Below are 23,521 nucleotides of genomic sequence, written 5' to 3' on the forward strand. Positions count from 1 at the left end.
AGGATGGAAGGACGGGAAGGTAGAGAACCCACCATGAACCTACGAGCCAACGATCCTACGAGCCAACGAACCCACGAACCTACGAACCCACGAACCCACGAACCCACGAACCCACGAACCTACGAGCCAACAAGCCAACGAACCCACGAGCCAACGAACCTACGAGCCAACGAACCTACGAACCTACGAACCTACGAACCTACGAACCTACGAACTAATGAACTTACGAACCAATGAACTCACAAATCCGCGAACCCGCGAACCCGCGAACCCACGAACCCACGAACCCACGAACCCACGAACCCACGAGCCAATGAACTCACGAGCCAGTGAACTCACGAACCTACGAGCCAACGAACTTACGAGCCAACGAACCCACGAGCCAACGAACCCACGAGCCAATGAACTCACAAATCCATGAACCCGCGAACCCGCGAACCCGCGAACCCGCGAACCCACGAACCCACGAACCCACGAACCCACGAACCCACGAACCCACGAACCCACGTATCTCATAACTCGTACACAAGTAATCTCGGGTTGTTATTTAGATATTCCCTGAGGCTTCCGGACTCAGAAGACGCTATTTGCCCATTTAAAGCCTTTTTGGCAGAGTTTCGGACCCCAGTGCAGCTATTCGGCAAAAATGGGCTCCTGTAGCGTGTTTTTCATGCCAATAGGGTCTATGGAGTCCGATCGCACGCTAAAAGTCGGATAATCGAGCGTATAGAGTCATCTGAGTCCGATAGCGCGGAATCCTAAGCGTCCCCTGGGGCGTGCGGACTCAGGGGACGCTATTTGCGAATTGACAGCCAGTTTGGCGTAGTTTCGGACCCCAGTGCAGCTATTCGGCAAAAATGGGCTCCTGTAGCGTGTTTTTCATGCCAATAGGGTCTCTCCGATCGGCCAAAAGATAATCGAGCGTCATCGCACGCCAAAAGTCGGATAATCGAGCGTATAGGGTCATCTGGGTCCGATCGGACCCCAGTGCAGCTATTCGGCAAAAATGGGCTCCTGTAGCGTGTTTTTCATGCCAATAGCCAAAAGTCGGATAATCGAGCGTATAGGGTCATCTGGGTTCGATAGCGCCGAATTCTAAGCGTCCCCTGAGACGTGCGGACTCAGGGGACGCTATTTGCGAATTGACAGCCAGTTTGGCGTAGTTTCGGACCCCAGTGCAGCTATTCGACAAAAAAGCGTGTTTTTCATGCCGACTATGGAGTCCGATCGCGCGCCAAAAGTCGGATAATCGAGCGAATAGAGTCATCTGAGTCCGATAGCATGGAATCCTAGGCGTTCCCTGAGGCTTCCGGACTCAGAAGACGGACTCAGACCCCAGTGGCTATTCGGCAAAAATGGGCTCCTGTAGCGTGTTTTTCATGCCAATAGGGTCTATGGAGTCCGATCGCACGCCAAAAGTCGGATAATCGAGCGTATAGGGTCATCTGGGTTCGATAGCGCCGAATTCTAAGCGTCCCCTGAGGCTTTCGGACTCAGGGGACGCTATTTGCGAATTGACAGCCAGTTTGGCATAGTTTCGGACCCCAGTGCAGCTATTCGGCAGAAATGGGCTCATTCAGCGTGTTTTTTATGCCAATAGCGACTATGGAGTCCGATCGCACGCCAAAATTCGTAAATTTGTTCATTTAGAGTCATCTGAGTCCGATCGCGCGCCAAAAGTCGGATAATCGAGCGAATAGAGTCATCTGAGTCCGATAGCATGGAATCCTAGGCGTCCCCTGAGGCGCGCGGAATCCTAAATGTCCCCTGAGCCTCACGCAGCAATGGTGAAGATCCCAAAGACAACAGACAGAGGCACCCTACCCGCCGCAAATTGGCTACTGAAACCACCCCATAAAAAAGGGACTGCTCACAGCCACTCATGGCCGTGAAACAGTCCCTTTTTAAGTTACTTTAAATCTATTCTACCGACACCGCGGAAGAGTCTGTAGCATCTGCCAGCATCTGGCGAAGAACAGTCTGCAGGATACCGCCGTTGCGATAGTAATCAATATCGACTGTGCTGTCGAGTCTTGCAATGACAGGGAAATCGAATTGTGTGCCGTCTTCACGGGTAGCCGTGACAGTTAGCTCTTGACTTGGTGCCACGTTGTTATCGAGACCAGTAATGTTGAAGGTCTCGCGTCCGGTCAGTCCCAAGCTGCTCCAGCCGTGGCCTTCTTGGAATTGAAGTGGGAGTACACCCATACCGACCAGATTGCTGCGGTGAATCCGCTCAAAGCTCTCAGCGATAACTGCTTTAACGCCAAGTAGAAGCGTACCCTTAGCCGCCCAGTCACGTGAGCTTCCTGTACCGTACTCCTTACCAGCGATGACGATCAGATTTTGTCCAGCATCCTGATAGAGCATGGAAGCATCATAGATGGACATAACCTCGTCGCTTGGCAAGAAGGTAGTAACGCCGCCTTCTGTACCAGGAGCTACTGCGTTACGAATCCGAATGTTAGCGAACGTACCGCGCATCATGACTTCGTGATTTCCGCGGCGTGAGCCGTAGGAGTTGAAGTCTGCACGTTCTACACCATGATCGCGCAAATATTCGCCAGCAGGACCAGAGGTAGAGATATTACCCGCTGGTGAGATATGGTCGGTTGTTACGGAATCAGCAAGCAGCGCTAGAACGCGTGCATCTTTGATATCCTTAATGTCTCCCAGACCGTCTGCCAGATGTTCAAAGAATGGCGGATTCTGGATGTACGTGGAATTATCATCCCACTCATACAGCTCGCCTTGCGGAACAGGAATCGAATTCCAACGTTCGTTAGCGGTGAATACATTTTCGTATTTGCTACGGAACATCTCCGGACTAAGGGAGAGACCAATGGCTTCGCGAATTTCAGCAGTGGTTGGCCAGATATCTTTCAGGAATACTGGCTCACCTTGCGGATCAAATCCAAGTGGCTCAGTTTGCAAATCGATATTTACTGTACCAGCCAGTGCGTAAGCAACTACGAGCGGCGGTGAAGCCAAGTAGTTTGCTTTTACCTGAGCATGTACGCGGCCTTCAAAGTTCCGGTTACCGGAGATGACTGCGGCTACGGTCATGTCATTGTCAGTAATGGCTTGACTAACTTCTTCAGGCAATGGACCGGAGTTACCGATACAAGTGGCACAGCCATAACCAGCCAAGTAGAAGCCCAATGCTTCGAGTGGTTTCAGCAAGTCTGCTTTTTGCAGGTATTCAGTAACCACCAAGGATCCTGGAGTCAAGCTGCTCTTAACGTAAGCTGGTTTGGTCAGACCACGTTCCACAGCTTTTTTCGCCAAAAGACCTGCTCCAAGCATAACGCTAGGGTTGGAAGTATTCGTACAGCTAGTAATAGCTGCGATTACGACTGCGCCTGTGCTGAGCTTGCTGGTAGTATCATTTTTATGCTGTACTTCTACGACTTGAGCGATTTTCTCATCGCTGAGACCATAACCGCCTTTGTCTACAGGTGTACGGATAATACCTTCGAAATTTTCCTTCATATGCGTAAGTTCGATCCGGTCTTGTGGACGTTTTGGTCCAGCCAAGCTAGGAACGACAGAAGCTAAGTCAAGCTCAATCACATCGCTGAACTCAGGGTCTGGCGTATCGGAGGTACGGAACATCCCTTGTGCTTTGTAATAAGATTCAACCAACGCCACCAGATCATCCGGACGGCCCGTGCTGCGAAGATAAGCGAGTGTCTCGTCATCTACAGGGAAGAAACCGATAGTTGCTCCGTATTCTGGCGCCATGTTGGCAACAGTTGCCCGGTCAGCCAGACTGATGTTAGCAAGGCCAGGTCCGTAGAATTCGACGAATTTGCCGACTACACCCTTTTTACGCAACATTTCAGTTACTGTCAGTGCCAAATCCGTTGCTGTAGCTCCTTCGATAAGGCTGCCTGTAAGCTTGAATCCCACTACATCAGGTGTAACAAAATAGAGCGGTTGTCCAAGCATTCCTGCTTCAGCCTCAATACCGCCTACACCCCAGCCCACAACACCCAGACCATTGATCATCGTGGTATGGGAATCCGTTCCTACAAGGGAATCTGGATAAACGACAGTTTCACCATCGATAGTTTTAGTAGTGGCAACGGAAGCTAAATACTCTAGATTTACCTGGTGCACGATACCTGTTGCTGGTGGAACTGCACGGAAGTTGTTAAAAGCTGTCTGTGCCCAACGAAGGAAACGGTAACGCTCCTCGTTGCGTTCGAACTCAACGTTCATATTGTATTCCAAGGCGTCTGCTGTACCGAAAGCATCAACCATGACAGAGTGGTCAATTACAAGGTCAACCGGGACAAGCGGATTGATCTGTTTAGGATCTCCTCCGGCTTTTTTTACAGTATCACGCATAGCTGCGAGATCCACGACTACCGGAACTCCGGTGAAATCCTGAAGCACGATACGAGCAGGGATAAATGGAATTTCTTTATTACGGTCAATGTCACCTGACCAATCGGCCAGTTGTTTCACATGTTCTTCAGTAATTGCCCGTCCGTCAAACTGACGTACAGCAGCCTCTAGTAGGACTTTGATCGAAAAAGGCAGGGAAGAAATAGAGCCCAATCCTTGTTCCTCAAGGGACTTCAGATCATAATAGCGATAAGATTTGCCGCCTGATTCCAGGGTCCGAGCCAATGAAAAATGATCCTTGCTTGGCATATATGCGCCTCCTTGTTTCGTCTAATGAAACCCAATTTCAAATTGCTTCTAGCTTAATTATAACGGTTACAAAGTGGGGAGTAAAGTTTTTTTTCCTACATCTAAAGCCCGAATTATGCCTGAGAAATTGCCAAGCTACCCTTCCATTGTTACATTGTATCGTTTCGGGATATTCTTTTTACCTCAAAAAGAGCCATTTAAAGGAGATAATACGAAAGAATTCACCGGAATCCTTGGTTTTACTTAATTATTAGGCGAAATACACACTGAATTTCTCTTCCTCAGTTATTAGGTGATAGGGTCCTCGTTGTCGATGTTGGATTGAGATGTCGGACTTGGGGTTAGAGTTTTTGCCTGAAACATCCTTAACTATTCAACCGATCTGTATAGCGGCCTGTTTCCTTTCATATACATAGAACAGCAGTTAAAAGGGAAAGAAGGGGCGCGAGTATAATGGAACAACAGTGGAAGCAAAGTCTTTATGTATATGTTGATCAAGTGAATAAGGCCAGGGTGGAGCCTAAGTCATCATCGCATACCGTTTCCGTATCCGTTAAAGATCCGCGTTTTCTGGTAGAACAAGGGGAGCGTTCAAGACGTCTTGCGGAGTGGTATAAAGAACGTGGGATAACTCCTTTGCGCGGAGAGACAGGGGTTAAGACTTTGCGGACCGTCCGGCAGACTCCGACCGAGGTAGTAGCAGAGGTTACACTGCATAGTGCGCTTTATTATGAAAAAGGCGGCGTTAACCACCGCGAGGATATTATCGAGCTGGAGCGGCTGACCTTTGTACGGGACGGTGGGGGCTGGGAGATTGCTGGTGTGGAACGAAGTGTCCCTGAAAGAAATACGGTTCATCGGGCAGAGGTAGAGCTATCGGGCAGACTATCCAAATGGGGAGAGGCTTTGCCGGCACCGCTGCCATCACAGCCCCTGCTAAACCGGAATGTCCTCGGAGAAATTGCAGGTTCAAGAGAGGTTCGTTATAACCGTGAAGAAGCTGTGGCGTATGCCGACCGCTGGTGGAAAGACGGCAATCCGGAGTTCGAAACCTTCGAGGTGGATTGCACAAATTATGTCTCCCAATGTCTCTTTGCAGGGGGAGCACCTATCAACTATACTGGTAAAAGAGAAACGGGCTGGTGGTACAAAGGTTACCAAGGCAAACAAGAATGGTGGAGCTATAGCTGGGCTGTATCAGACAGTCTGCAACGCTATTTGAGCGGAAGTCGGAGCAGTGGCTTGCGTGCGGAAGTCATGGAGCGGCCGGAGCAATTGATGCTGGGCGATATCATTCAATATGACTGGGATGGCAACGGGCAGTATCAGCACAGCACAATCGTCACAGCCTTTGATGCAGGAGGCATGCCGCTTGTGAATGCACGTACCGTTAGCAGCCGTCATCGGTATTGGGATTATCGTGATTCCTACGCATGGACTGATCAAACGAAATACCGTTTTTTTCATATTGACGACTACTTATAGTACAGAAAGAGGTTAAGGGAATGGGGAACGCAAAACTAACCGTAGGGCTGGTGTACGGGGGCAAATCAGGAGAACATGAGGTATCGCTACAGACGGCTTTTGCCGTGATGAACTCATTTGATTATGATAAATATGAGATTATACCTTTTTACATTTCAAAACAGGGATTGTGGAAGGTTGGAGAGAAGTTATCAGCGCCTTACAGCCAAGTGGAGCAGCTCAAGCTTGCAGAAGCGACCGAAGATATGGGCACAGCCCTGAACGTGGTATTTAGTGGATTATCGGGTGCTGACCAAACAGTGGACGTAATGTTCCCGCTGTTGCACGGCACGTATGGTGAGGACGGAACGATTCAAGGGTTGTTCGAAATGGCGAATATTCCTTACATCGGTGCTGGTGTTCTTGCCTCTTCGGCAGGTATGGATAAGGTGGTCATGAAGAAGCTGTTCGCTGATGCCGGTCTGGATCAATGCGAGTTTTGTTATTTCAACATCAGCGCTTGGAAAAGAAAACGTCATGAGTTGATTGTTGGTGTAGAGGATAAACTGGGATATCCGGTATTCGTGAAGCCTGCCAATCTAGGCTCAAGTGTAGGTATTTCTAAGGCTGCCGATAAGGATAGTCTTGTAAAAGCCATTGATTTTGCTTTCCGCTATGATACCAAAGTTATTATTGAGGAGTTTGTGGATGCGCGTGAGGTAGAGGTTGGCGTGCTTGGAAATGATGAACCAGAAGCCTCTGTTCCGGGTGAAATCGTTTCTTCTGGTGAATATTATGATTACGCAGCCAAATATACGGACGGCAAATCGCAAATGATGATTCCTGCACCAGTGGATTCTGAAGTGGCCGATCGTTTGCGGGAGTCCGCGATAGTTGCTTTTCGAGCGATTGAGGGCAGTGGAATTACCCGGGCAGACTTCTTCTTGCGAAAATCGGATGGTAAAATTCTAATTAACGAAGTGAACACGATGCCTGGTTTCACTCCTTACAGCATGTATCCGCTATTGTGGCGTGAGACGGGTGTATCTTATAGAGCTCTGTTAGACCGAATGATTGAGTTAGCCTTGGAGCGCTATAATTTTAAACAAGGCCTTAAGTACGACAACGAGTAATAGAAGCTATAGCGGGAATATCCCGACTGGAAGGAGAGAAGAAACATGGGTTTTCAAACAGAATTCAACTCCGTCTGCAAATTCAAGAGTGAACAAGAGCTGTACGAGCTGCTGGAATATGGGCGCACCAAAATGGTGAAGCAAGGCTTTCGTGTGTATCCAACGGGCCAAAAGGTTATTGCTTACACCCCTGAGAACGTAGCTGTAGCCATTGTCAAAATTTCAGCCTCGATTGCAGAGATTAATTTTCAAGGGCATGAGGTTACCGCGGTCGAGATGGAGCTTGTGCGTAAGCTGAAAGAAGAAGAGTCCAGAGTGCAGACGGCTTTGGCTGAGGAAATGTTTTTTGGAGCACAGGGATGATTGTCCGCTTCGGATATGTAGCGATGTCCACCGTTATCAAAGACTGCTCCCCATCTAAGACAATGACGATGGCCTCTTTTAAGAAGCTGGATGACCGTGAAGCGGCACTTCGGCGTTTGGAGAACATCGCTAGAATGAATCTGCATAATACGCTGCGGTTGATGAAGCATAATGTGGCTTCGGACATCATGGTGTACCGCCTCACTTCCAAAATCATTCCTCTGGCGACGCATCCGGATTTGCAGGACTGGAATCCGTTTGCGGCGCTCGCCGAGGAATTTGCGGAAGTGGGCCAATATGTGAAAAAGCACGGGCTGCGCGTTTCTTTTCATCCAGATCACTTTACAGTACTTAGTACACCCCGTCCGGAGGTGCTGATAAACTCCGTACGGGATTTGCAGTACCATGTGGACATGCTGGTTGCTATGGGGCTTCCTGCCATGGCGAAGAACAATATCCATATTGGCGGAGCTTATGGGGACAAGCCTGTAGCGGCGAAGCGATTCGAGGAGCATTTCCGCGCGCTGCCGGCAGCGCTGCAGGAGCGTATAACGCTGGAGAATGACGATAAGACATTTACAGCTCCGGAGACACTGGCAGTCAGTCAGAGCGTAGGATTACCGATGGTGCTGGATATTCACCACCAATGGGTGAATAATGAAGGAGAGCTCCCTTGGGAGCTGTGGCCTGACATTTTGCAGACATGGCGAAGTGAGCTAGCACAGAAGGACGTTCCTTCTGGAGAGCTTTTGCCGCCTAAGATTCATGTATCCAGTCCGCGCAGCCCGTCTGATCCGCGCAGCCATGCGGATGGCGTGGAACCTGCGCCTTTGCTGGCTTTTCTGAAACGTATTGCCGCAGATACGCCTGCTGTCGATGTTATGATTGAGGCGAAACTAAAAGATGGCGCGTTATTTGGATTGATGGAGGCTATGAAGGAGCTGGCTGAAGCTGGTAACGGAATTTCCTTATTAAATGGGGCAAGCGTGAATATTGAACCTTAAACAATGAAAATAAGGAGATAGGTCCCGAATACGGGTCCTATCATGACTTGATATGTAACTTGAAATAGGGTACGTTGAATGAAACTTTAATCGCTTATCGTCTTTATATGGACCTAGGGCATTTATGCTCGCAGGTGAGAATTGGGTCCTCTTTTGGCGGAACTTTGGGAACTTGGGGAACGTTTTGACGTATTGCACGGTATTGTGAATAGGATTGCTTTAGAATTAAAGCCATTGGCGATTATGTTCAAGAAAGTGGAGTGAAGATATGAGTCCTTTAAATCCAGAGGGTAAGAATGAACGTGAACCCTATGTAGTAACAAGCAAGGGACATACGGCGGTGGCCATTAATGCGGCTGCCAAAGCAGGAGAATGGATAAAGAGCAGACAGGGTCTCGTGAAGGAGCTGAATACAAAAACTTCAGCACAAGATCTGGTTACGGAAGTTGATAAAGGCGTTGAGCAAATGATTCGCAGGCTGATCCTGACACATTTTCCCGACCATGCCATTCTCGGGGAAGAGGGGGTTTCGCCGGGAGCAGCAGCGGCTACCGCTGCATTGGAAGAAGCTCGTGAGCATGAATATTTGTGGATTGTAGATCCTGTAGATGGTACGACTAATTTCGTACACGGATTTCCTTTTTACTGTGTCTCCATAGCATTGGTGATTCGCGGTGAACTAACTGTAGGCGTTATTTATGATCCGACTCGTGATGAAATGTTCGTCGCTGAAAAAGGAAAGGGAGCTTACATGCACGGTGTTCCTACCTCGGTCTCTACGGAGACTGATTTTGGGGACAGCCTGATTGCTATGGGCTTTCCGCCGGATCGTGAGTTTGCACAACCTGTGAATATGGCCGGACTGCAAAGTATTCTTCCGCAGATTCGTGGTATTCGTGCCGGAGGCGCGGCTGCTCTACATTTAGCTTATGTGGCGGCAGGCCGTGTAGATGGCTATTGGGAAGTGGGCTTAAGCCCTTGGGACTGTGCAGCAGGAGTACTGCTTGTACTTGAATCAGGAGGCAAGATTACGGATACCCTAGGACGTTCATATGATATTGGTACACGCCATGTAGTAGCAAGTAATGGCCACATTCACGAATATTTGGTTTCGTCACTGAAGAATGCTGAAGCAACAGGATATAAGCTTTAGGGAGGACGATACAGCATGAGTGAGAAGGATGATTTGGAACGCAAGCTGAGCGAAATGTTGGTAGATGGTGAGATGGAACAAGGCGATCGTACGGCTAAGGAAATCCGGGAAATCTCACCTAAATATGAAATTCGTATTCAGACTACGCTCGATCCTATTGTGGAAGAAACATTACGTTATCGTAAGATTGGATATGAGCTGGATGACCGTTATGATAAATATCTGGAGCGTGCAGGGCAGAAGTTAGAGTCAGATGAAGATTCAGACAATAATAGCCAGTGATTTGCGAGGGGCGGTTTCCTGAATATAGGAGGCCGCTCTTTTGCGTTGCTATCCTGGATGGTAGAATGGAATTAGAACAATTTGGGAGGGATACGATGCTAGGCAATTGGAAAAAAATTTGGGCAGCTGGCATAAGCAGCCTGCTTTTGTTATCTGCGCTGATTAGCGTAGGAGCAGGCACGGCAAATGCGGCTGACACGACTGCGATACAAGACTCTGGGCAAGATGTCTTTCGCATCGTAGCTCTAGGTGATTCCATTACTGCTGGCTACGAGCCAGGAATGACGGACGTGAATACTAAGCCATACGGCTATGCGGAGAGATTGCTTGAGCAGGGCTGGTATCATGGCAGAAGTGCACTTACTAATTATGGTATTCTAGGGCTGACTACAGCCGGATTACGTAATTACACAGGAGCGATCAAGGATGGTTCAGTGATTACTGCTGAAGGAGTTCAGGCAGGTCTCCCAGATCCACGAATAGAGCAGTTCGTGAAGCTAACTCCGCAGATCGCAGCAGAGCTTAAGGAAGCTGATCTGATTACCATTACGATTGGTGGGAATGATGTAAGCAGTCTGTTCTTGCAGTTCAAGGAGCTGACGGATGCGGATTTCCAAACACAGCTGGACCAGCGGCTAGCGGATTATCAAACAAATGTGAAGGCAGTGCTGGAGAATATTCGTGCGGTAAGTCCGCAAACGACGATTATACTGGCTGATCAATATCAGCCTGCCCCTAAGGTTGCGCTTGGTCAAATGTACAACAGATTAATGACGGCAGCGGGCAAATTTACGGAAGCAGCGGATAGTGTAGCTGCAAGCGTGAACCAAGAGGGAGCGAAGGTGCTTGTAGCTCATGTTGCGGCTAAGTTTGCCGGGGTAGAAGGCTCGCTGACTCATATTATTGGAGCAGGGCAAACTGATTTTCACCCGACGCAGCTTGGATACGAGACTATTGCTAAGGTCTTTGCGGAGTTACAATGGGGAGAGTATCGCGTTCCTACTGTAGCTACAATGGCTACTGCATCGGTACCGATGTCGATTGTAGTGAAGGGCGTGGAGTTGAATACACCCAATAAGCCTATCCTTAAAAATGGCCAGAACTTTTTGGCGCTAAAAGATATTCTAAATGCCGTGGGCGCAAGCGGGAAGTGGGATAACAAAACCTCCAGCGCTACCATCGTGTATGGTGGAAGAACCGTTGTGATCACCATTGGCTCGAAATTTATTAAGGTGAATGGAGAGAACGTGGCTATTGATACTCCAGCTTTTCTGCAAAAGGTAGGCAAGGAGGACAAAACCTACTTACCCCTTGCCGCTTTGGCGACAGGACTTGGATTCGATGTTAATTACAGCAGCCAACTGCGAACTGCTTTCATAAATCCATAAAGCTGCATACTATACATCATAAGAAATTAAATTAAGCCCGTAAGGAAAAGGTGGATGGAATATTGTCTAGTTCAAAATATAATGCTGAATATATCATCACCATGGATGATATAGTGCGGGAGGGTCATCCCGTACTTCGTACCGTAGCACAACCAGTGGAGCTTCCATTACAGGCGGAAGATCGTGAGGCTTTGCAATGTATGCTTCAATTTCTGAAGAACAGTCAGGACCCGGAGATTTCCGAAGAATATAAGCTGCGCTCTGGCGTAGGTCTGTCGGCGAATCAAATCGGACTGGAGAAGCGTATGTTCGCGATGTATCTTACAGACGAGAGAGGGCGGGCTGTAGAGCATGCTTGGGTTAACCCTAAGATCATAAGCCACTCCTTGTCTATGGTGTACTTACCAGAAAGCGAGGGCTGTCTGTCCGTTGATCGTCCCGTGCATGGCTTTGTACCTCGGTATGAAACCGTGAAGGTGAAGGGTTATGATCTGGAGGGCAAGGAGGTTGTCCTTAAATTTAAGGGCTACCAAGCTATCATCATCCAGCATGAAATAGACCATCTCGATGGGATTATGTTCTATGACCGAATTAACAAGGAGAACCCGTTTAAGCTGCCTCAGGGCGTGGAGATCCGGAACTTATATGAGTAGGAGAGTAACTCTGAATTAAAAAGCGGGCGACCTTACAGCGTAAAGCTAATGGTCGCTTTTTTTTACCTATCGGCAAGATTATGATATTTCAAATATTTTACAAATCAATCGAAAGGATGTACCCTTACAATTAATGGATTTAAATTAGTAATAAGAGGAGGCGTTAAATGAACTGGAGCAGAATGCCAATTAGAGGATTCGCCAACGAATACAATGATGAGGTTAAAAAGATTGATGAGCAGATTTTGAGTCTGATTCAGGAACGTAAAGCTATAACAGGCAAGAAACGATTATCCCCTGATAGTAAGCTACTTGAGGAATGGGTAACTAGATTTGAGATGAACACTACTCAGATTGTGCAGCATTTGCATCTTATGAATGAAACTGTACCCAGAAGACAATATTGGGAGGAGCCTGGTTTATTGCTGGGAGTGCTTCCGATTGTGAAGCGGACGGTCGTTGAAGAATGTGAATATATACTTACGCATGCTATGCAGTATGAAGCCTTCAGCATAGTTACTGTGGAAATCAAATATTTAAAAGAAGCTGTAGGACATATCCATCTTCGAACGGCTTTAACGCTTGAAGTGGTGGGTGAGAATGAATATGAAGTGCAGCCGCATGGTGGTCATGGAGGTGGAGCGCATACACAAATGCAATTCTTGGTCGCCCCAACGCTGCCGGAGCATCTGGAGGGTGTAGAGTTTTCACTAGTACCTGGGAGCGAGCAAATGTTAAGACCGTTAATGACTGAGATTACGTTGGACAAGCAGGTGGATTTTACATGAGAGCAGTAGAATATTTGGACTTCCAAACGCTGTTAGCGGATGAAATCCGTAGATAAAGGTGGTCACTATCGCTCACACTCTTACAAAACGCTTCTTTGTTTAACCCCTAGACTATATACGGTGTGTTTCTGCTTTTTGCGGTGTGAGCTACAGAGTTATTAGGGAAAACTCCCTGAAAATAACCTATATTCTCTGTAAATGAACAGAATTAGGGATTTCCTCCCTAAAAAATGGGGTAAGTTCTTTGTTTTCCGCTAAATCAGCTAAATTATAGGGAGGGTTTCCCTAATTATCTATTCAAGCTCCCTAACCCTTGTACTAAACTCCGGGAAGGTCTGGCGATACCTGTTACGCAGCATATAGAAATTGACGCTTGAGATCGGCTGGCTTAAGCTTGCCACAAGCTACAGATGCAGGCCGTGGATGAGTAAAAATGCAGAGCAGCGATCCTCCAATATAGGAGAATCGCTGCTCTTTTAACATTTGCGGTTTATGGGACTGGGACAGCTCCTTAATCTATTCAGCTTTTTTTAGCTTATGAAGCACTGCCGTTTCAAAACAATCTTATTTCTCAGCCGCCATAGCGCGGAAGGATTCTTCAGCTGCGATAAGTGTAGCATCAATATCTGCATCAGTATGTGCTGTGGTCAGGAACCAAGCTTCGTATTTCGAAGGGGCAAGGTTAATGCCACGGTTCAGCATATGCCGGAAGAAGCTGGCGAACAATTCGCCGTCTGTATCCTGAGCCTCGTCATAATTCGTAACCGGATGATTACAGAAATGAGTGGAGAACGAACCACGGATGCGGTTGATTGTCAGTGGAATGCCATGACGGTCTGCAGATGCTTGAAGTCCATCGGCGAGGCGGATTGCAAGCCGATCCATTTCTTCGTATACACCCTCTGCACTCAGAACCTCTAAACAAGCAATCCCTGCAGAGATAGACGCAGGATTGCCCGCCATTGTGCCGGCTTGATATGCCGGTCCAAGTGGAGCTACCTGTTCCATAACATGCTTGCGGCCGCCGTAAGCGCCGATAGGCAGGCCGCCACCGATGATTTTGCCAAGTGCAGTAAGGTCAGGAGTAATGTCCTCATGATTATCCAGCCCCGCATAGGTTTGTGTAGAACCATAATGGAAGCGGAAGGCAGTAATGACTTCGTCATAAATAACAAGGGAGCCATTATCGTGAGCCAGCTTGCAAAGTCCTTCGAGGAAACTAGGCTTAGGCATCACCATGCCGAAATTCCCCACAATCGGTTCAACCATAACAGCTGCGACATCTTCGCCCCATTTCTCCAGCGCCTCTTTCAGGCTGTCCAGATCATTAAAGGGAACGGTGATTACCTCCTGGGCGATACTGCTTGGAACACCGGCACTATCTGGAATGCCAAGTGTAGAAGGTCCGGATCCTGCTGCTACAAGCACCAGATCAGAGTGGCCGTGGTAACAGCCAGCGAATTTTACGATTTTGCTGCGTTTTGTATAGGCACGGGCTACACGAATCGTTGTCATAACCGCTTCGGTTCCGGAATTGACGAAACGTACTTTATCCATAGATGGAATGGCTTCTTTTAGCATTTTAGCAAGTTTAATTTCGAGCTGGGTTGGGGTTCCGTAAAGAACACCATTTTCTGCTGCTGTAGTAATTGCTTTGGTAATATGAGGGTGGGCATGGCCGGTAATGATCGGTCCATAGGCTTGGAGATAATCGATATATTCATTGCCGTCTTCATCCCAGAAGTGAGATCCACTGGCGCGTTTCATAAATACAGGTGCTCCGCCGCCAACGGCTTTGAAGGAGCGGGAAGGGCTATTTACACCTCCAACGATATGCTGGAGGGCTTCGTGATAAAGTTGTTCAGATGTGGAACGATTCATAATGTGATCATCCTTTCGATTGTTGGTGCTCAAGGGAACGGGCGAACAACGGTGTTTTCCGTTGTCCGCCCGTATTATACCAAGTCACAGCTTTGTGTACATGTGAACTTTGCTTGTCAGGCCCTTAATTGGTCCCGGCAGAACTGCTATTGGAGGTGTTCTCCGGTGTAGGGGTTGGTGTTGGCTCAGGACCATTTATGGTATCCTGTATAAATTCTTTTAGCTTCTTTTCGCTACGAATTCCGATAACCTGTGATCCGTCACTTGTAGTCTCCTCAGTGAGCAGATCCATTGGCGGAATTTGCTCACTGCCACCCATACTGCTATTATACCCTACGCTTGCCAGCTTCCACATATCATTAACTGACATATTGGTTTCAATATAAGGCGTAACCTGCGACAGGATATTTGGCAGCTTGACAATGGAGGTGGTGCTGATCAACTTATCAGCCACAGCCTTGAGAAAACCGCGTTGGCGCTCGGTTCGAGTGAAATCGGAGGTAGCGTCATGCCGAAAGCGAACATATTGTAGCGCCATGTTGCCGTCAAGATGCTGATATCCTTTTTTTAGATCAATATCATATTCCGGACCGTCTGCAACGGTTTTGTAGACCATATCTTTTTCGACTTCATAATCCACACCCCCAACGGCATCAACCAGCTTGATGAATCCTTGGAAGTCCGTGTAGACATAATATTGAATTGGGATACCGAGCAGATCGCTGACGGTCTGCATCGCAGTATTAGGTCCATAAATAATCGCTGTATTAATACGTTTCTCGCCATGATCTGGAATCGGAACGTACGTATCTCTCAGTATTGAAAATACACTGATTTTCTTCTTCACAGGGTTAAGAGAAGCGACGAGCATTGTATCTGAACGGGGGATTTCCCCTTTCTTCACACCTCGGGCATCTACACCCATTAATAGGATATTAACAGGCTCTGTACCCTCCCACTTAGGAGGCTCAGGGGTATCGACATCAACGGTCTCTGCATTTTGAAAAGGTGAATCTTCAGTATTCGACATGCTACCAAGCTCATTGTAAATGGTTGTAATGTAGAAAATGGCCCCACCGATAATAAGGAGGAGTATAATGGCCAGCGTCCAAAGCAGCGGTTTCTTTTTTGACTTACCAGTCTTTGCGTGCCTTTTCTTTCTAGGTGGCATTTCTCGTTCTTCCTTTCGCATTCACGTTGACTACATTATAATTTCTTTTGGGGATACGTGCAATTTAGGAATAATTCCCCAATCTTAAGAAGGAGTGGATATATCTTGATCGAAGTAGCTATTGGACAAAAAGTACCCAATTTCACCCTTCCCTCTTCCAATGGGCATGAGGTTAGTTTGAGTGATTTCTTGGGCCGAAAGGTCATCTTATATTTTTACCCTAAAAATATGACACCAGCCTGCACGCAGGAGGCCTGCGAATTTCGTGATGCTTTTGATCAAATCACGGCGGTGGGTGCGGTTGTTCTGGGCATTAGTCCGGACTCTTTGGCATCACACGCTAAATTTACAGAGAAGCATAGTTTGCCCTTTCCACTGCTGTCTGATGAGGATCATAGGGTAAGTGAAATGTTCGGCGTATGGCAGCTCAAGAAACTTTACGGCAAAGAATTTATGGGAATTGTGCGATCTACTTTTCTGATTGATGAGCAGGGGATATTAGTGGAAGAATGGCGGAAGGTACGGGTAAAAGGGCATGTCGCAAACACGATAGCAGGGATAAGCGAATCATAAATTTTACTAATTACTTTTTATAGATGTCTATTACATTTTTAACAGCTTATATAAGGTGTTGTCATGATATAGTTTCCTCATAATTGCTTCAAATTTGGAGCAAGAAGAGGTGGTGGAGTGATAATGCTGCATATTGGGCTTGATATCGGATCAACTACTGCTAAATTAGTTGTCATAGAGCGGGACATCATTGTTTATCAAGACTATGTAAGACATTATAGCGATATTAAAAAAGCGGCCCTCTCTCTTCTGTCTGATGTACGCGACAGATTCCCAGAGAGGGGAGCTAGGCTTACTGTAAGCGGTTCCTCGGGGTTGTCTTTATCCAAATTAGGTGGAGTTCCCTTTATTCAGGAGGTGATAGCCTGCACGAAGGCGATCAGTGCGCTGATTCCGGAATGTGACACGGCGATTGAACTGGGTGGAGAGGACGCTAAGATAATATATCTTCGGGGCGGCATTGAGCAGCGTATGAATACAGCCTGCGCGGGCGGAACGGGAGCGTTCATCGATCAGATGGCAGCGCTGCTGCAGACCGATCCGGCAGGCTTAAATGTTTTGGCGGAGAAGCATGAGCGAATCTATCCCATAGCTTCACGCTGTGGTGTATTTGCCAAAAGCGATGTACAGCCGCTGCTTAATGAAGGAGCACGCCGGGAGGATGTGGCGGCTTCGATCTTTCAGAGTATCGTTAATCAGACGATTAGCGGTCTTGCTTGTGGACGTCCGATTCGAGGACGGGTGGCTTTTCTTGGCGGCCCGCTGACCTTCCTGCCTGCCTTGCGGCAGCGTTTTGCGGAAACGCTGGAGCTGGCGGAGGAGGATATCCTGTTCCCGGAACGCTCACAGTATTTCGTGGCGATTGGAGCTGCGCTCTCCGAAGCTGATCCAGTCGTATTGCCACTTTCAAGCTGGATCACGCGAATTGCGGCGGTTGATTTTACTGCGGATCGAGCTGCGGATGCTGAATTGCCTCCGCTTTTTGAGAATGCCGCTGAGATTGCAGAATTTCGGCTTCGTCACGGCAAAGCCTCTGCAGCGAGATCAGATTTAGCCTTATATCGTGGACCTTGTTATCTAGGAATTGATGCCGGCTCAACCACAACTAAACTCGTGTTAACCGGTTCGGCTGACGAAATTCTCTATACCTTTTATGGCAGCAACAAAGGCAACCCGCTGCATTCGGTCAGCGATGCACTGAAGGAGATCTACCGGGTTCTGCCTGAAGGCTGCCATATCGCAGGATCATATGTGACAGGGTACGGTGAGGGGTTAATCAAGGCCGCTCTGCGGACAGATGGCGGAGAAGTAGAGACTGTTGCACACTATAAGGCAGCTTCCAAGTTCATGCCAGAAGTAGATTTCATACTGGATATCGGTGGGCAGGACATGAAGTGCATCAAAATCCATGGCGGTGCTATCGACAGCCTTATGCTCAATGAAGCTTGTTCAGCCGGTTGTGGCTCTTTTCTGGAGAGCTTTGCCTCTGCCCTCGGACTTGGGATCGAGGAATTTGCCAAAACTGCACTCGAAGCGACTCAGCCTGTTAATTTGGGCTCGCGCTGCACGGTGTTCATGAACTCTAAGGTCAAGCAGGTTCAGAAGGAGGGCGCATCATTAGCGGATTTATCGGCGGGTCTTGCCTACTCTGTGATCAAGAATGCTCTGCAAAAGGTAATTAAAATCCGCAATCCGGAGGACTTAGGGCGAAATATCATCGTTCAGGGCGGTACCTTCTATAATGAAGCTGTATTGCGCGCCTTTGAGTCCTTGACGGGGCGGACGGTGGTTAGACCGGATATAGCTGGCGTAATGGGAGCTTACGGCTGTGCACTGATTGCGCGTGAGCAAGCAGGGGTTAACGGATCCAGTACGCTGCTTGGAGCAGAGGAGCTTGCCAGCTTTAAATATGAGGTCTCCTCAGGCCGCTGTGGCCGCTGTGGGAATAACTGTGCGCTGACGATCAGTCGTTTTCCGGATAAGAGCTTTTATGTGACCGGCAATCGCTGCGAACGCGGCGCAGGAGTCAAAAAAGAGAAAAATGTCCTGCCGAATCTGATGCAGTATAAATATGAACGGTTTTTTGAGTACGAGAGTTTACCGGAAACAGGGGCATGGCGGGGGACCGTCGGGATTCCGCGTACCATGAATATGTTTGAGAATTACCCGTTCTGGCACACTTTTTTCACCAAACTGGGCTATCGGGTGATTCTCTCCCCTAAATCAAGCAAGAAGCTCTTCGAAAGCGGCATGGATACGATTCCTTCAGAATCGATATGTTATCCTGCGAAAATGGCCCATGGACATGTGCAAAGCCTGATCGGTAAAGGTGTCGATTTTATTTTTTATCCAGCGGTGGTGTATGAGAAAAAAGAAGATGAAGCTGCGGATAACCACTTCAATTGTCCAGTAGTCGCCTCTTATCCCGAAGTCATTCGCAACAATATGGATGGGTTAAAGGACAATGGAATCAAGCTTGTCAGTCCATTCCTGACCTTCGATGATATTTCTGCGCTGACCAAAGGGCTGGTGAAGACATTTACCAGCATTCCGCGAGAAGAGATTGCGTCCGCGGTGCAAGCGGGACTTACAGAGGCTGATAACGCCAAAGGTGATGTGCGTACCAAAGGGGAAGAGACCCTTGTGTACCTAGCTGATACTGGAACCAAAGGAATCCTGCTCTGTGGGCACCCTTATCATGCCGATCCTGAGATTAATCACGGGATAGCGGATATGATAACCGGGATGGGACTCGCCGTGCTGACAGAAGATTCTGTCTGCCATCTGGACCACAGCGAAGGGGATGTGGCTGTTGTTAATCAGTGGACCTACCATGCCCGGATGTACCGTGCAGCCCGCCTTGCTGCAGTCCGCTCGGATCTGGAGCTTGTTCAATTGACTTCCTTCGGCTGTGGGATCGATGCGATCACTTGTGATGCCGTACAGGATATTATGGAAAGACATAACAAGGTATATACATTGATCAAAATCGATGAGATCAGCAATCTTGGTGCAGCGCGCATTCGGCTTCGTTCATTGCTGGCGGCAATGCGTGAGCGTGAAAAAGGTAAGGTAGTGCCGCAAAAGCCGCCAAAAGTGCAGGCTAATGTGTTATTTACAAAGGAAATGAAAGAGACCTATACCATTCTTGCGCCACAGATGTCGCCTATTCATTTTGAATTGTTTGAGCAGGTGTTTCGCGATGCCGGATACCGCCTGAAGATACTTGAGACGACCGGACCCGAAGAGACAGAAGAAGGTCTGAGATACGTTAATAATGATGCGTGTTATCCGGCAATTGTGACGATTGGCCAGATTCTGTCGGCGCTGAAAAGTGGGGAATACGATCCGGATCGTACTGCTGTGATTATGTCACAGACGGGTGGCGGCTGCCGGGCTACGAATTATATTTCTTTGCTGCGCAAAGCCTTAAAGGATTCAGACCTTGAACAAATTCCGGTGATTTCACTCAATGCTTCAGGGATGGAAAATCAGCCGGGTTTCCGTATCAGTCTTAAGCTGGCGAATCGGTTGATAGCTGCCGCTTGTTACGGTGATCTTATGATGCGGATGTTAAATCACTTTAGGCCGCATGAGGTTGTTCCAGGAAGTGCTGAAATTCTATTCCGCAAAGGGATGGAGCGTTGCAAGGCAAGCTTATCCAACTTTTCATTCCGAGAATACAAACGCCTGATTCGTGAGATTGTTGCAGAGTTCTGCAAGCTGCCCGTTACAGGTGTTACTAAACCAAGAGTAGGCATTGTCGGTGAGATCCTGATCAAATTTCATCCGGATGCTAATAACCGCATTATAGAGATGATCGAGGCAGAGGGCGGGGAAGCGGTAATGCCGGATTTCCTGGATTTCATTTTCTATTGTGTATATAATCCGATCTACAAAGCTGAGCAATTCGGCAAAAGCAAACGGCTCGGCTATATCAATCCCATGCTGATCTCTTATCTGGAAATTTACCGTAAGCCGATTAAGGTTGCCCTTGAGGATGCGGGGCTGGCTAAAGGACGGGAGAATATTTATGGTCTTGCCGAGAAGGCCAGCCGACTGGTGTCCGTAGGGAATCAGATGGGTGAGGGCTGGTTTTTAACCGCAGAAATGATGGATTTGTTGGATAATGGTGTGAACAACATCGCCTGTATTCAACCGTTCGCGTGCCTGCCCAACCATATCACCGGGCGTGGGATGATTAAAGGTCTTAAGGAATTATATCCGGGTGCAAATATCGTGGCGATTGACTATGATGCTGGAGTTAGCGTAGTCAACCAAGCGAATCGGATTAAGCTGATGATGTCAATTGCCAGCAGCCAGGAAGAGACTAAGCCATCTAATTTAAAACTGCAGGATAAGCCTCAGCAGCAGACTTTACCTGAAAGTTCATACAGCTTAACCTGAGCATTGTTCAGACGAAAAAGCGGGCCAAGGATCTACCTTGGTTCGCTTTTTTTATGCTTTGTGCACTTATGTATGATTTTCATGTTTTTCCTGCAATATAAAATTAACTTTCAGAAAGTTACAGCAAAATATTGACCGAAATTTAGTTAAGGTGTAAAATAGTACGCATGCGAACTATTAGATGGTCTAACTAATTAATTCTTTGGAGGTGAAGATTTGGAAGATAAGGAGCAGCAATTAGATGATATATTCTCCTCTTTTCGCCGGATTAGCCATGCATTTCAGCAGTTGCTGTGGAAGGATGCTGAAGAGCTGGACATCACACCAACACAGTTGATGGTTCTCCGCAAAATATCTGCAAATCCCGATATTGGCATTACAGATCTTGCCGAGCTATTACATTTGGGGAACAGTGCAGCGAGCGGAGTAGTGGACCGGATGGTGAAAGCCGATTTGATCACAAGACAGCGCTCTGAGGTAGATCGGCGTATATACAACTTGGCGATTACTGAAAAGGGCAGAGAGATCAGGGAAAGAAGTAAGCAATCGCTCAGAAGACACTTACTTCCACTATCCAATATACCTGCCGAGGATGCAGGCGAATTACTTAGGATTCATACCGAAATCATTCAGATCTTAGAGCAGGGGAGAGACAAACAGAATTTATGAGTACAATTACAGGTAACGCTGCAGCGGCAACTAAGGGAATACGTAGAGGACCGATTATTGCAGCGCTCTTAATAGGTGCATTTGTCGCACTTTTGAACCAAACACTTCTTAATGTGGCATTGCCGAGCATAATGGACGATCTAAAAATCGCAACGAATACGGCACAGTGGCTAACAACGGGATTTATGCTCGTGAACGGTGTGCTGATACCGATTAGTGCGTTTCTGGTGGAAAAGTTTACGACCCGCCAGCTATTCATCACCGCGATGTCACTTTTTTCGTTAGGTACACTTGTCTGTGGAATCGGAACAGGCTTTGAAATGATCATGGTCGGCAGAGTCATTCAGGCGGTTGGCGCAGGGATTTTGATGCCGTTAATGAATATTGTGTTTCTTCGCATCTTCCCAATTGAAGAGCGGGGGAAAGCGATGGGGCTAATGGCGGTAGCCATGATTTTTGCTCCAGCTGTAGGTCCAACGTTGTCAGGGTGGGTAGTTCAGAACTATTCTTGGCGTGTATTGTTCTTTATCGTTCTTCCGCTGGCTATTCTTTCTACCTTGCTAGGTATGAAAACAATGCAAAATGTAGGGCAAACAACCTCTCCGAAGCTGGATAAAACGGGTGTTATCCTGTCTACCATTGGTTTTGGGGGATTGTTGTACGGCTTCAGTGATGCTGGAACCGATGGTTGGGGAAGTGCAACAGTCATTACCTGCCTCATTGTGGGTGTGATTGCACTGGCTTTATTCGTATGGAGAGAGCTTAAGGCTGAGACACCACTGCTTGAGTTCCGGATTTTCAGATACAATATGTATTCACTCACGACATTAATCAATATCATCATTACGATGGCTTTATATTCGGGTATGATTTTGCTGCCGATTTATTTGCAGACGATCCGTGGCTTTACGCCAATGGAGTCTGGTCTTATGCTGTTGCCGGGAGCCATTCTAATGGGAATTATGTCTCCAATCACGGGGATTATATTTGATAAAATCGGGGCAAGATGGCTGTCTGTGGTAGGCCTGATTATTACGGTAATTACGACCTGGCAATTCAGCCAGCTTACAGACAGTACGACGTATACGCATATGATTATTACTTACACGGTTCGGATGTTAGGCATGTCGATGTTATCGATGCCGATTGTAACGGCTGGACTTAACCAGCTTCCACAGCGTTTAAGCTCGCATGGTACAGCAATGTCGAATACGTTGCGGACGGTCGGAGGCGCGCTGGGAATGGCGTTGTTCGTCAGTCTAATGACCAATAAGACGAAGAGCACAATCACTGATACGCTTATGAGCGGAACGGTTTCGTTAAACGATAAAGCAGCGATGCTTAAGCTTACGCAAGAGGCTACAATTAGCGGGGTTACGCATGCCTTTAACATTGCTACCTGGATCACTGTAGTTGCTTTGGTATTGGCTTTCTTTATTAAAAAGACTTCACCGCAGCCAGACTTCCTGAAGACGGAAGAAGTGCAGCCACAGCAGGACAATCAATAAAAAACTGGGTTAACAAAGAATGGAAAAAGGAGCGTCCTACGAACTGTTATGGTTCCGTAGGGCGCTTCTTTTGTTGTGATGCTATTAGTTAGCTGGAGACACAGCTGCAGGATCGCTCCAACGTTTCAGATGTGGCAGCTGCTCCGCGAGAAGTTTACGGGCAACATTCTCATCCATTCCTTCTTCGACCATATAGCCTGTACAAATGTCAGCCATTTCTTGCAACGTGATGTTAGGCTGTTTGAATGCGCCATTCTCATAGCAGTACACGCAGTAATCTTCGATCTTGTTGCCATTCTGGTCCGTTCCAAGCAATTCCGCCGTAGGCATTGGCATTCCACAGCTTTGACAAATTTTAAGATCTCCTTGCTCTACATGTTCATGTCCCATATTTAACACTCCTTTAAAGGTATGCAAGCTCT

19 protein-coding genes are annotated in these 23,521 nt (G+C 47.6%); 14 read left to right on the forward strand and 5 right to left on the reverse strand.

Annotated features, from left to right (window positions below):
* Positions 1-207: 207 nt before the first annotated feature.
* Entirely contained in the window at positions 208-516 is a 309-nt protein-coding gene (locus MHH46_RS03175; RefSeq protein WP_405132560.1) for a hypothetical protein, read from the reverse strand.
* Positions 517-1,920: 1,404 nt separating this feature from the next.
* Complete coding sequence (gene acnA, locus MHH46_RS03180) at positions 1,921-4,662, reverse strand: aconitate hydratase AcnA (protein WP_038568617.1); 2,742 nt, start codon at positions 4,660-4,662, stop codon at positions 1,921-1,923.
* Between the two features lie 115 nt (positions 4,663-4,777).
* Here acnA and MHH46_RS03185 point away from each other — a divergent pair, with 115 nt between their 5' ends.
* From MHH46_RS03185 to MHH46_RS03230, 10 genes are all read left to right on the forward strand, one after another.
* On the forward strand, positions 4,778-4,909 hold the full coding sequence (locus MHH46_RS03185; RefSeq protein ID WP_405132561.1) for a hypothetical protein: 132 nt from the start codon (positions 4,778-4,780) through the stop codon (positions 4,907-4,909).
* A gap of 206 nt (positions 4,910-5,115) precedes the next feature.
* The gene (locus MHH46_RS03190; protein WP_081387996.1) at positions 5,116-6,147 is read left to right on the forward strand and encodes an amidase domain-containing protein; all 1,032 of its coding nucleotides are present in this window, start codon (positions 5,116-5,118) and stop codon (positions 6,145-6,147) included.
* Between the two features lie 20 nt (positions 6,148-6,167).
* Positions 6,168-7,259: a D-alanine--D-alanine ligase gene (locus MHH46_RS03195; RefSeq protein ID WP_076130522.1), complete on the forward strand. Its 1,092-nt coding sequence runs from the start codon at positions 6,168-6,170 to the stop codon at positions 7,257-7,259.
* A 45-nt stretch (positions 7,260-7,304) separates the two neighbouring features.
* Positions 7,305-7,622, forward strand: a complete 318-nt coding sequence (locus MHH46_RS03200; RefSeq protein WP_076130523.1) for a hypothetical protein — start codon at positions 7,305-7,307, stop codon at positions 7,620-7,622.
* Positions 7,619-8,626, forward strand: a complete 1,008-nt coding sequence (uvsE, locus tag MHH46_RS03205) for a UV DNA damage repair endonuclease UvsE (protein WP_036679855.1) — start codon at positions 7,619-7,621, stop codon at positions 8,624-8,626. Before MHH46_RS03200 ends, uvsE begins: the two co-directional genes overlap by 4 nt.
* A gap of 268 nt (positions 8,627-8,894) precedes the next feature.
* Positions 8,895-9,779, forward strand: a complete 885-nt coding sequence (locus MHH46_RS03210; RefSeq protein ID WP_036679857.1) for an inositol monophosphatase family protein — start codon at positions 8,895-8,897, stop codon at positions 9,777-9,779.
* Between the two features lie 15 nt (positions 9,780-9,794).
* Positions 9,795-10,061 (forward strand): hypothetical protein, encoded by a 267-nt coding sequence (locus MHH46_RS03215; RefSeq protein ID WP_076130524.1) that lies wholly within the window; start codon positions 9,795-9,797, stop codon positions 10,059-10,061.
* Between the two features lie 65 nt (positions 10,062-10,126).
* Positions 10,127-11,449: a stalk domain-containing protein gene (locus tag MHH46_RS03220; protein WP_405132562.1), complete on the forward strand. Its 1,323-nt coding sequence runs from the start codon at positions 10,127-10,129 to the stop codon at positions 11,447-11,449.
* A gap of 101 nt (positions 11,450-11,550) precedes the next feature.
* The gene (gene def, locus MHH46_RS03225) at positions 11,551-12,102 is read left to right on the forward strand and encodes a peptide deformylase (RefSeq protein ID WP_036679906.1); all 552 of its coding nucleotides are present in this window, start codon (positions 11,551-11,553) and stop codon (positions 12,100-12,102) included.
* Between the two features lie 167 nt (positions 12,103-12,269).
* Positions 12,270-12,890 (forward strand): hypothetical protein, encoded by a 621-nt coding sequence (locus MHH46_RS03230; protein ID WP_076130525.1) that lies wholly within the window; start codon positions 12,270-12,272, stop codon positions 12,888-12,890.
* A gap of 564 nt (positions 12,891-13,454) precedes the next feature.
* On the opposite strand, the gene MHH46_RS03235 is transcribed toward MHH46_RS03230, so the two are convergent.
* On the reverse strand, positions 13,455-14,771 hold the full coding sequence (locus MHH46_RS03235; RefSeq protein WP_076130526.1) for a glutamate-1-semialdehyde 2,1-aminomutase: 1,317 nt from the start codon (positions 14,769-14,771) through the stop codon (positions 13,455-13,457).
* Between the two features lie 124 nt (positions 14,772-14,895).
* The gene (locus MHH46_RS03240; protein ID WP_076130527.1) at positions 14,896-15,942 is read right to left on the reverse strand and encodes an LCP family protein; all 1,047 of its coding nucleotides are present in this window, start codon (positions 15,940-15,942) and stop codon (positions 14,896-14,898) included.
* Positions 15,943-16,047: 105 nt separating this feature from the next.
* On the opposite strand from MHH46_RS03240, the gene bcp reads away from it, so the two are divergent.
* The 4 genes from bcp (at position 16,048) to MHH46_RS03260 (ending at position 23,099) form a co-directional block, all read left to right on the forward strand.
* A complete protein-coding gene (gene bcp, locus MHH46_RS03245; RefSeq protein ID WP_076130528.1) occupies positions 16,048-16,515 on the forward strand; it encodes a thioredoxin-dependent thiol peroxidase in 468 nt (155 codons plus the stop codon).
* 123 nt (positions 16,516-16,638) lie between these two features.
* Positions 16,639-20,922 (forward strand): 2-hydroxyacyl-CoA dehydratase, encoded by a 4,284-nt coding sequence (locus MHH46_RS03250; protein WP_081387995.1) that lies wholly within the window; start codon positions 16,639-16,641, stop codon positions 20,920-20,922.
* Between the two features lie 216 nt (positions 20,923-21,138).
* Positions 21,139-21,591: a MarR family winged helix-turn-helix transcriptional regulator gene (locus MHH46_RS03255; protein WP_076130529.1), complete on the forward strand. Its 453-nt coding sequence runs from the start codon at positions 21,139-21,141 to the stop codon at positions 21,589-21,591.
* Positions 21,588-23,099, forward strand: coding sequence for a DHA2 family efflux MFS transporter permease subunit (locus tag MHH46_RS03260; protein WP_076106051.1), 1,512 nt, complete (start codon positions 21,588-21,590; stop codon positions 23,097-23,099). Before MHH46_RS03255 ends, MHH46_RS03260 begins: the two co-directional genes overlap by 4 nt.
* A gap of 84 nt (positions 23,100-23,183) precedes the next feature.
* Here MHH46_RS03260 and MHH46_RS03265 read toward each other — a convergent pair whose 3' ends face one another.
* The gene (locus tag MHH46_RS03265; RefSeq protein WP_052096752.1) at positions 23,184-23,489 is read right to left on the reverse strand and encodes a zinc ribbon domain-containing protein; all 306 of its coding nucleotides are present in this window, start codon (positions 23,487-23,489) and stop codon (positions 23,184-23,186) included.
* Between the last annotated feature and the right edge of the window lie 32 nt (positions 23,490-23,521).

The sequence above is a fragment of the Paenibacillus sp. FSL H8-0175 genome, from assembly GCF_045040615.1.
GTDB classification, from domain to species: Bacteria; Bacillota; Bacilli; order Paenibacillales; family Paenibacillaceae; genus Paenibacillus_AQ; species Paenibacillus_AQ odorifer.

Bases quoted from the DNA above. Each gene is read 5' to 3' on its own strand.
- MHH46_RS03240 (WP_076130527.1), bottom strand. From the start codon at position 15,942: ATGCCACCTAGAAAGAAAAGGCACGCAAAGACTGGTAAGTCAAAAAAG.
- MHH46_RS03175 (WP_405132560.1), bottom strand. From the start codon at position 516: ATGAGATACGTGGGTTCGTGGGTTCGTGGGTTCGTGGGTTCGTGGGTT.
- MHH46_RS03265 (WP_052096752.1), bottom strand. From the start codon at position 23,489: ATGGGACATGAACATGTAGAGCAAGGAGATCTTAAAATTTGTCAAAGC.
- MHH46_RS03230 (WP_076130525.1), top strand. From the start codon at position 12,270: ATGAACTGGAGCAGAATGCCAATTAGAGGATTCGCCAACGAATACAAT.
- MHH46_RS03250 (WP_081387995.1), top strand. From the start codon at position 16,639: ATGCTGCATATTGGGCTTGATATCGGATCAACTACTGCTAAATTAGTT.
- uvsE (WP_036679855.1), top strand. From the start codon at position 7,619: ATGATTGTCCGCTTCGGATATGTAGCGATGTCCACCGTTATCAAAGAC.
- MHH46_RS03235 (WP_076130526.1), bottom strand. From the start codon at position 14,771: ATGAATCGTTCCACATCTGAACAACTTTATCACGAAGCCCTCCAGCAT.
- def (WP_036679906.1), top strand. From the start codon at position 11,551: ATGGATGATATAGTGCGGGAGGGTCATCCCGTACTTCGTACCGTAGCA.
- MHH46_RS03195 (WP_076130522.1), top strand. From the start codon at position 6,168: ATGGGGAACGCAAAACTAACCGTAGGGCTGGTGTACGGGGGCAAATCA.
- MHH46_RS03190 (WP_081387996.1), top strand. From the start codon at position 5,116: ATGGAACAACAGTGGAAGCAAAGTCTTTATGTATATGTTGATCAAGTG.
- MHH46_RS03215 (WP_076130524.1), top strand. From the start codon at position 9,795: ATGAGTGAGAAGGATGATTTGGAACGCAAGCTGAGCGAAATGTTGGTA.
- MHH46_RS03200 (WP_076130523.1), top strand. From the start codon at position 7,305: ATGGGTTTTCAAACAGAATTCAACTCCGTCTGCAAATTCAAGAGTGAA.
- MHH46_RS03185 (WP_405132561.1), top strand. From the start codon at position 4,778: ATGCCTGAGAAATTGCCAAGCTACCCTTCCATTGTTACATTGTATCGT.
- MHH46_RS03260 (WP_076106051.1), top strand. From the start codon at position 21,588: ATGAGTACAATTACAGGTAACGCTGCAGCGGCAACTAAGGGAATACGT.
- acnA (WP_038568617.1), bottom strand. From the start codon at position 4,662: ATGCCAAGCAAGGATCATTTTTCATTGGCTCGGACCCTGGAATCAGGC.
- MHH46_RS03210 (WP_036679857.1), top strand. From the start codon at position 8,895: ATGAGTCCTTTAAATCCAGAGGGTAAGAATGAACGTGAACCCTATGTA.
- MHH46_RS03220 (WP_405132562.1), top strand. From the start codon at position 10,127: ATGGAATTAGAACAATTTGGGAGGGATACGATGCTAGGCAATTGGAAA.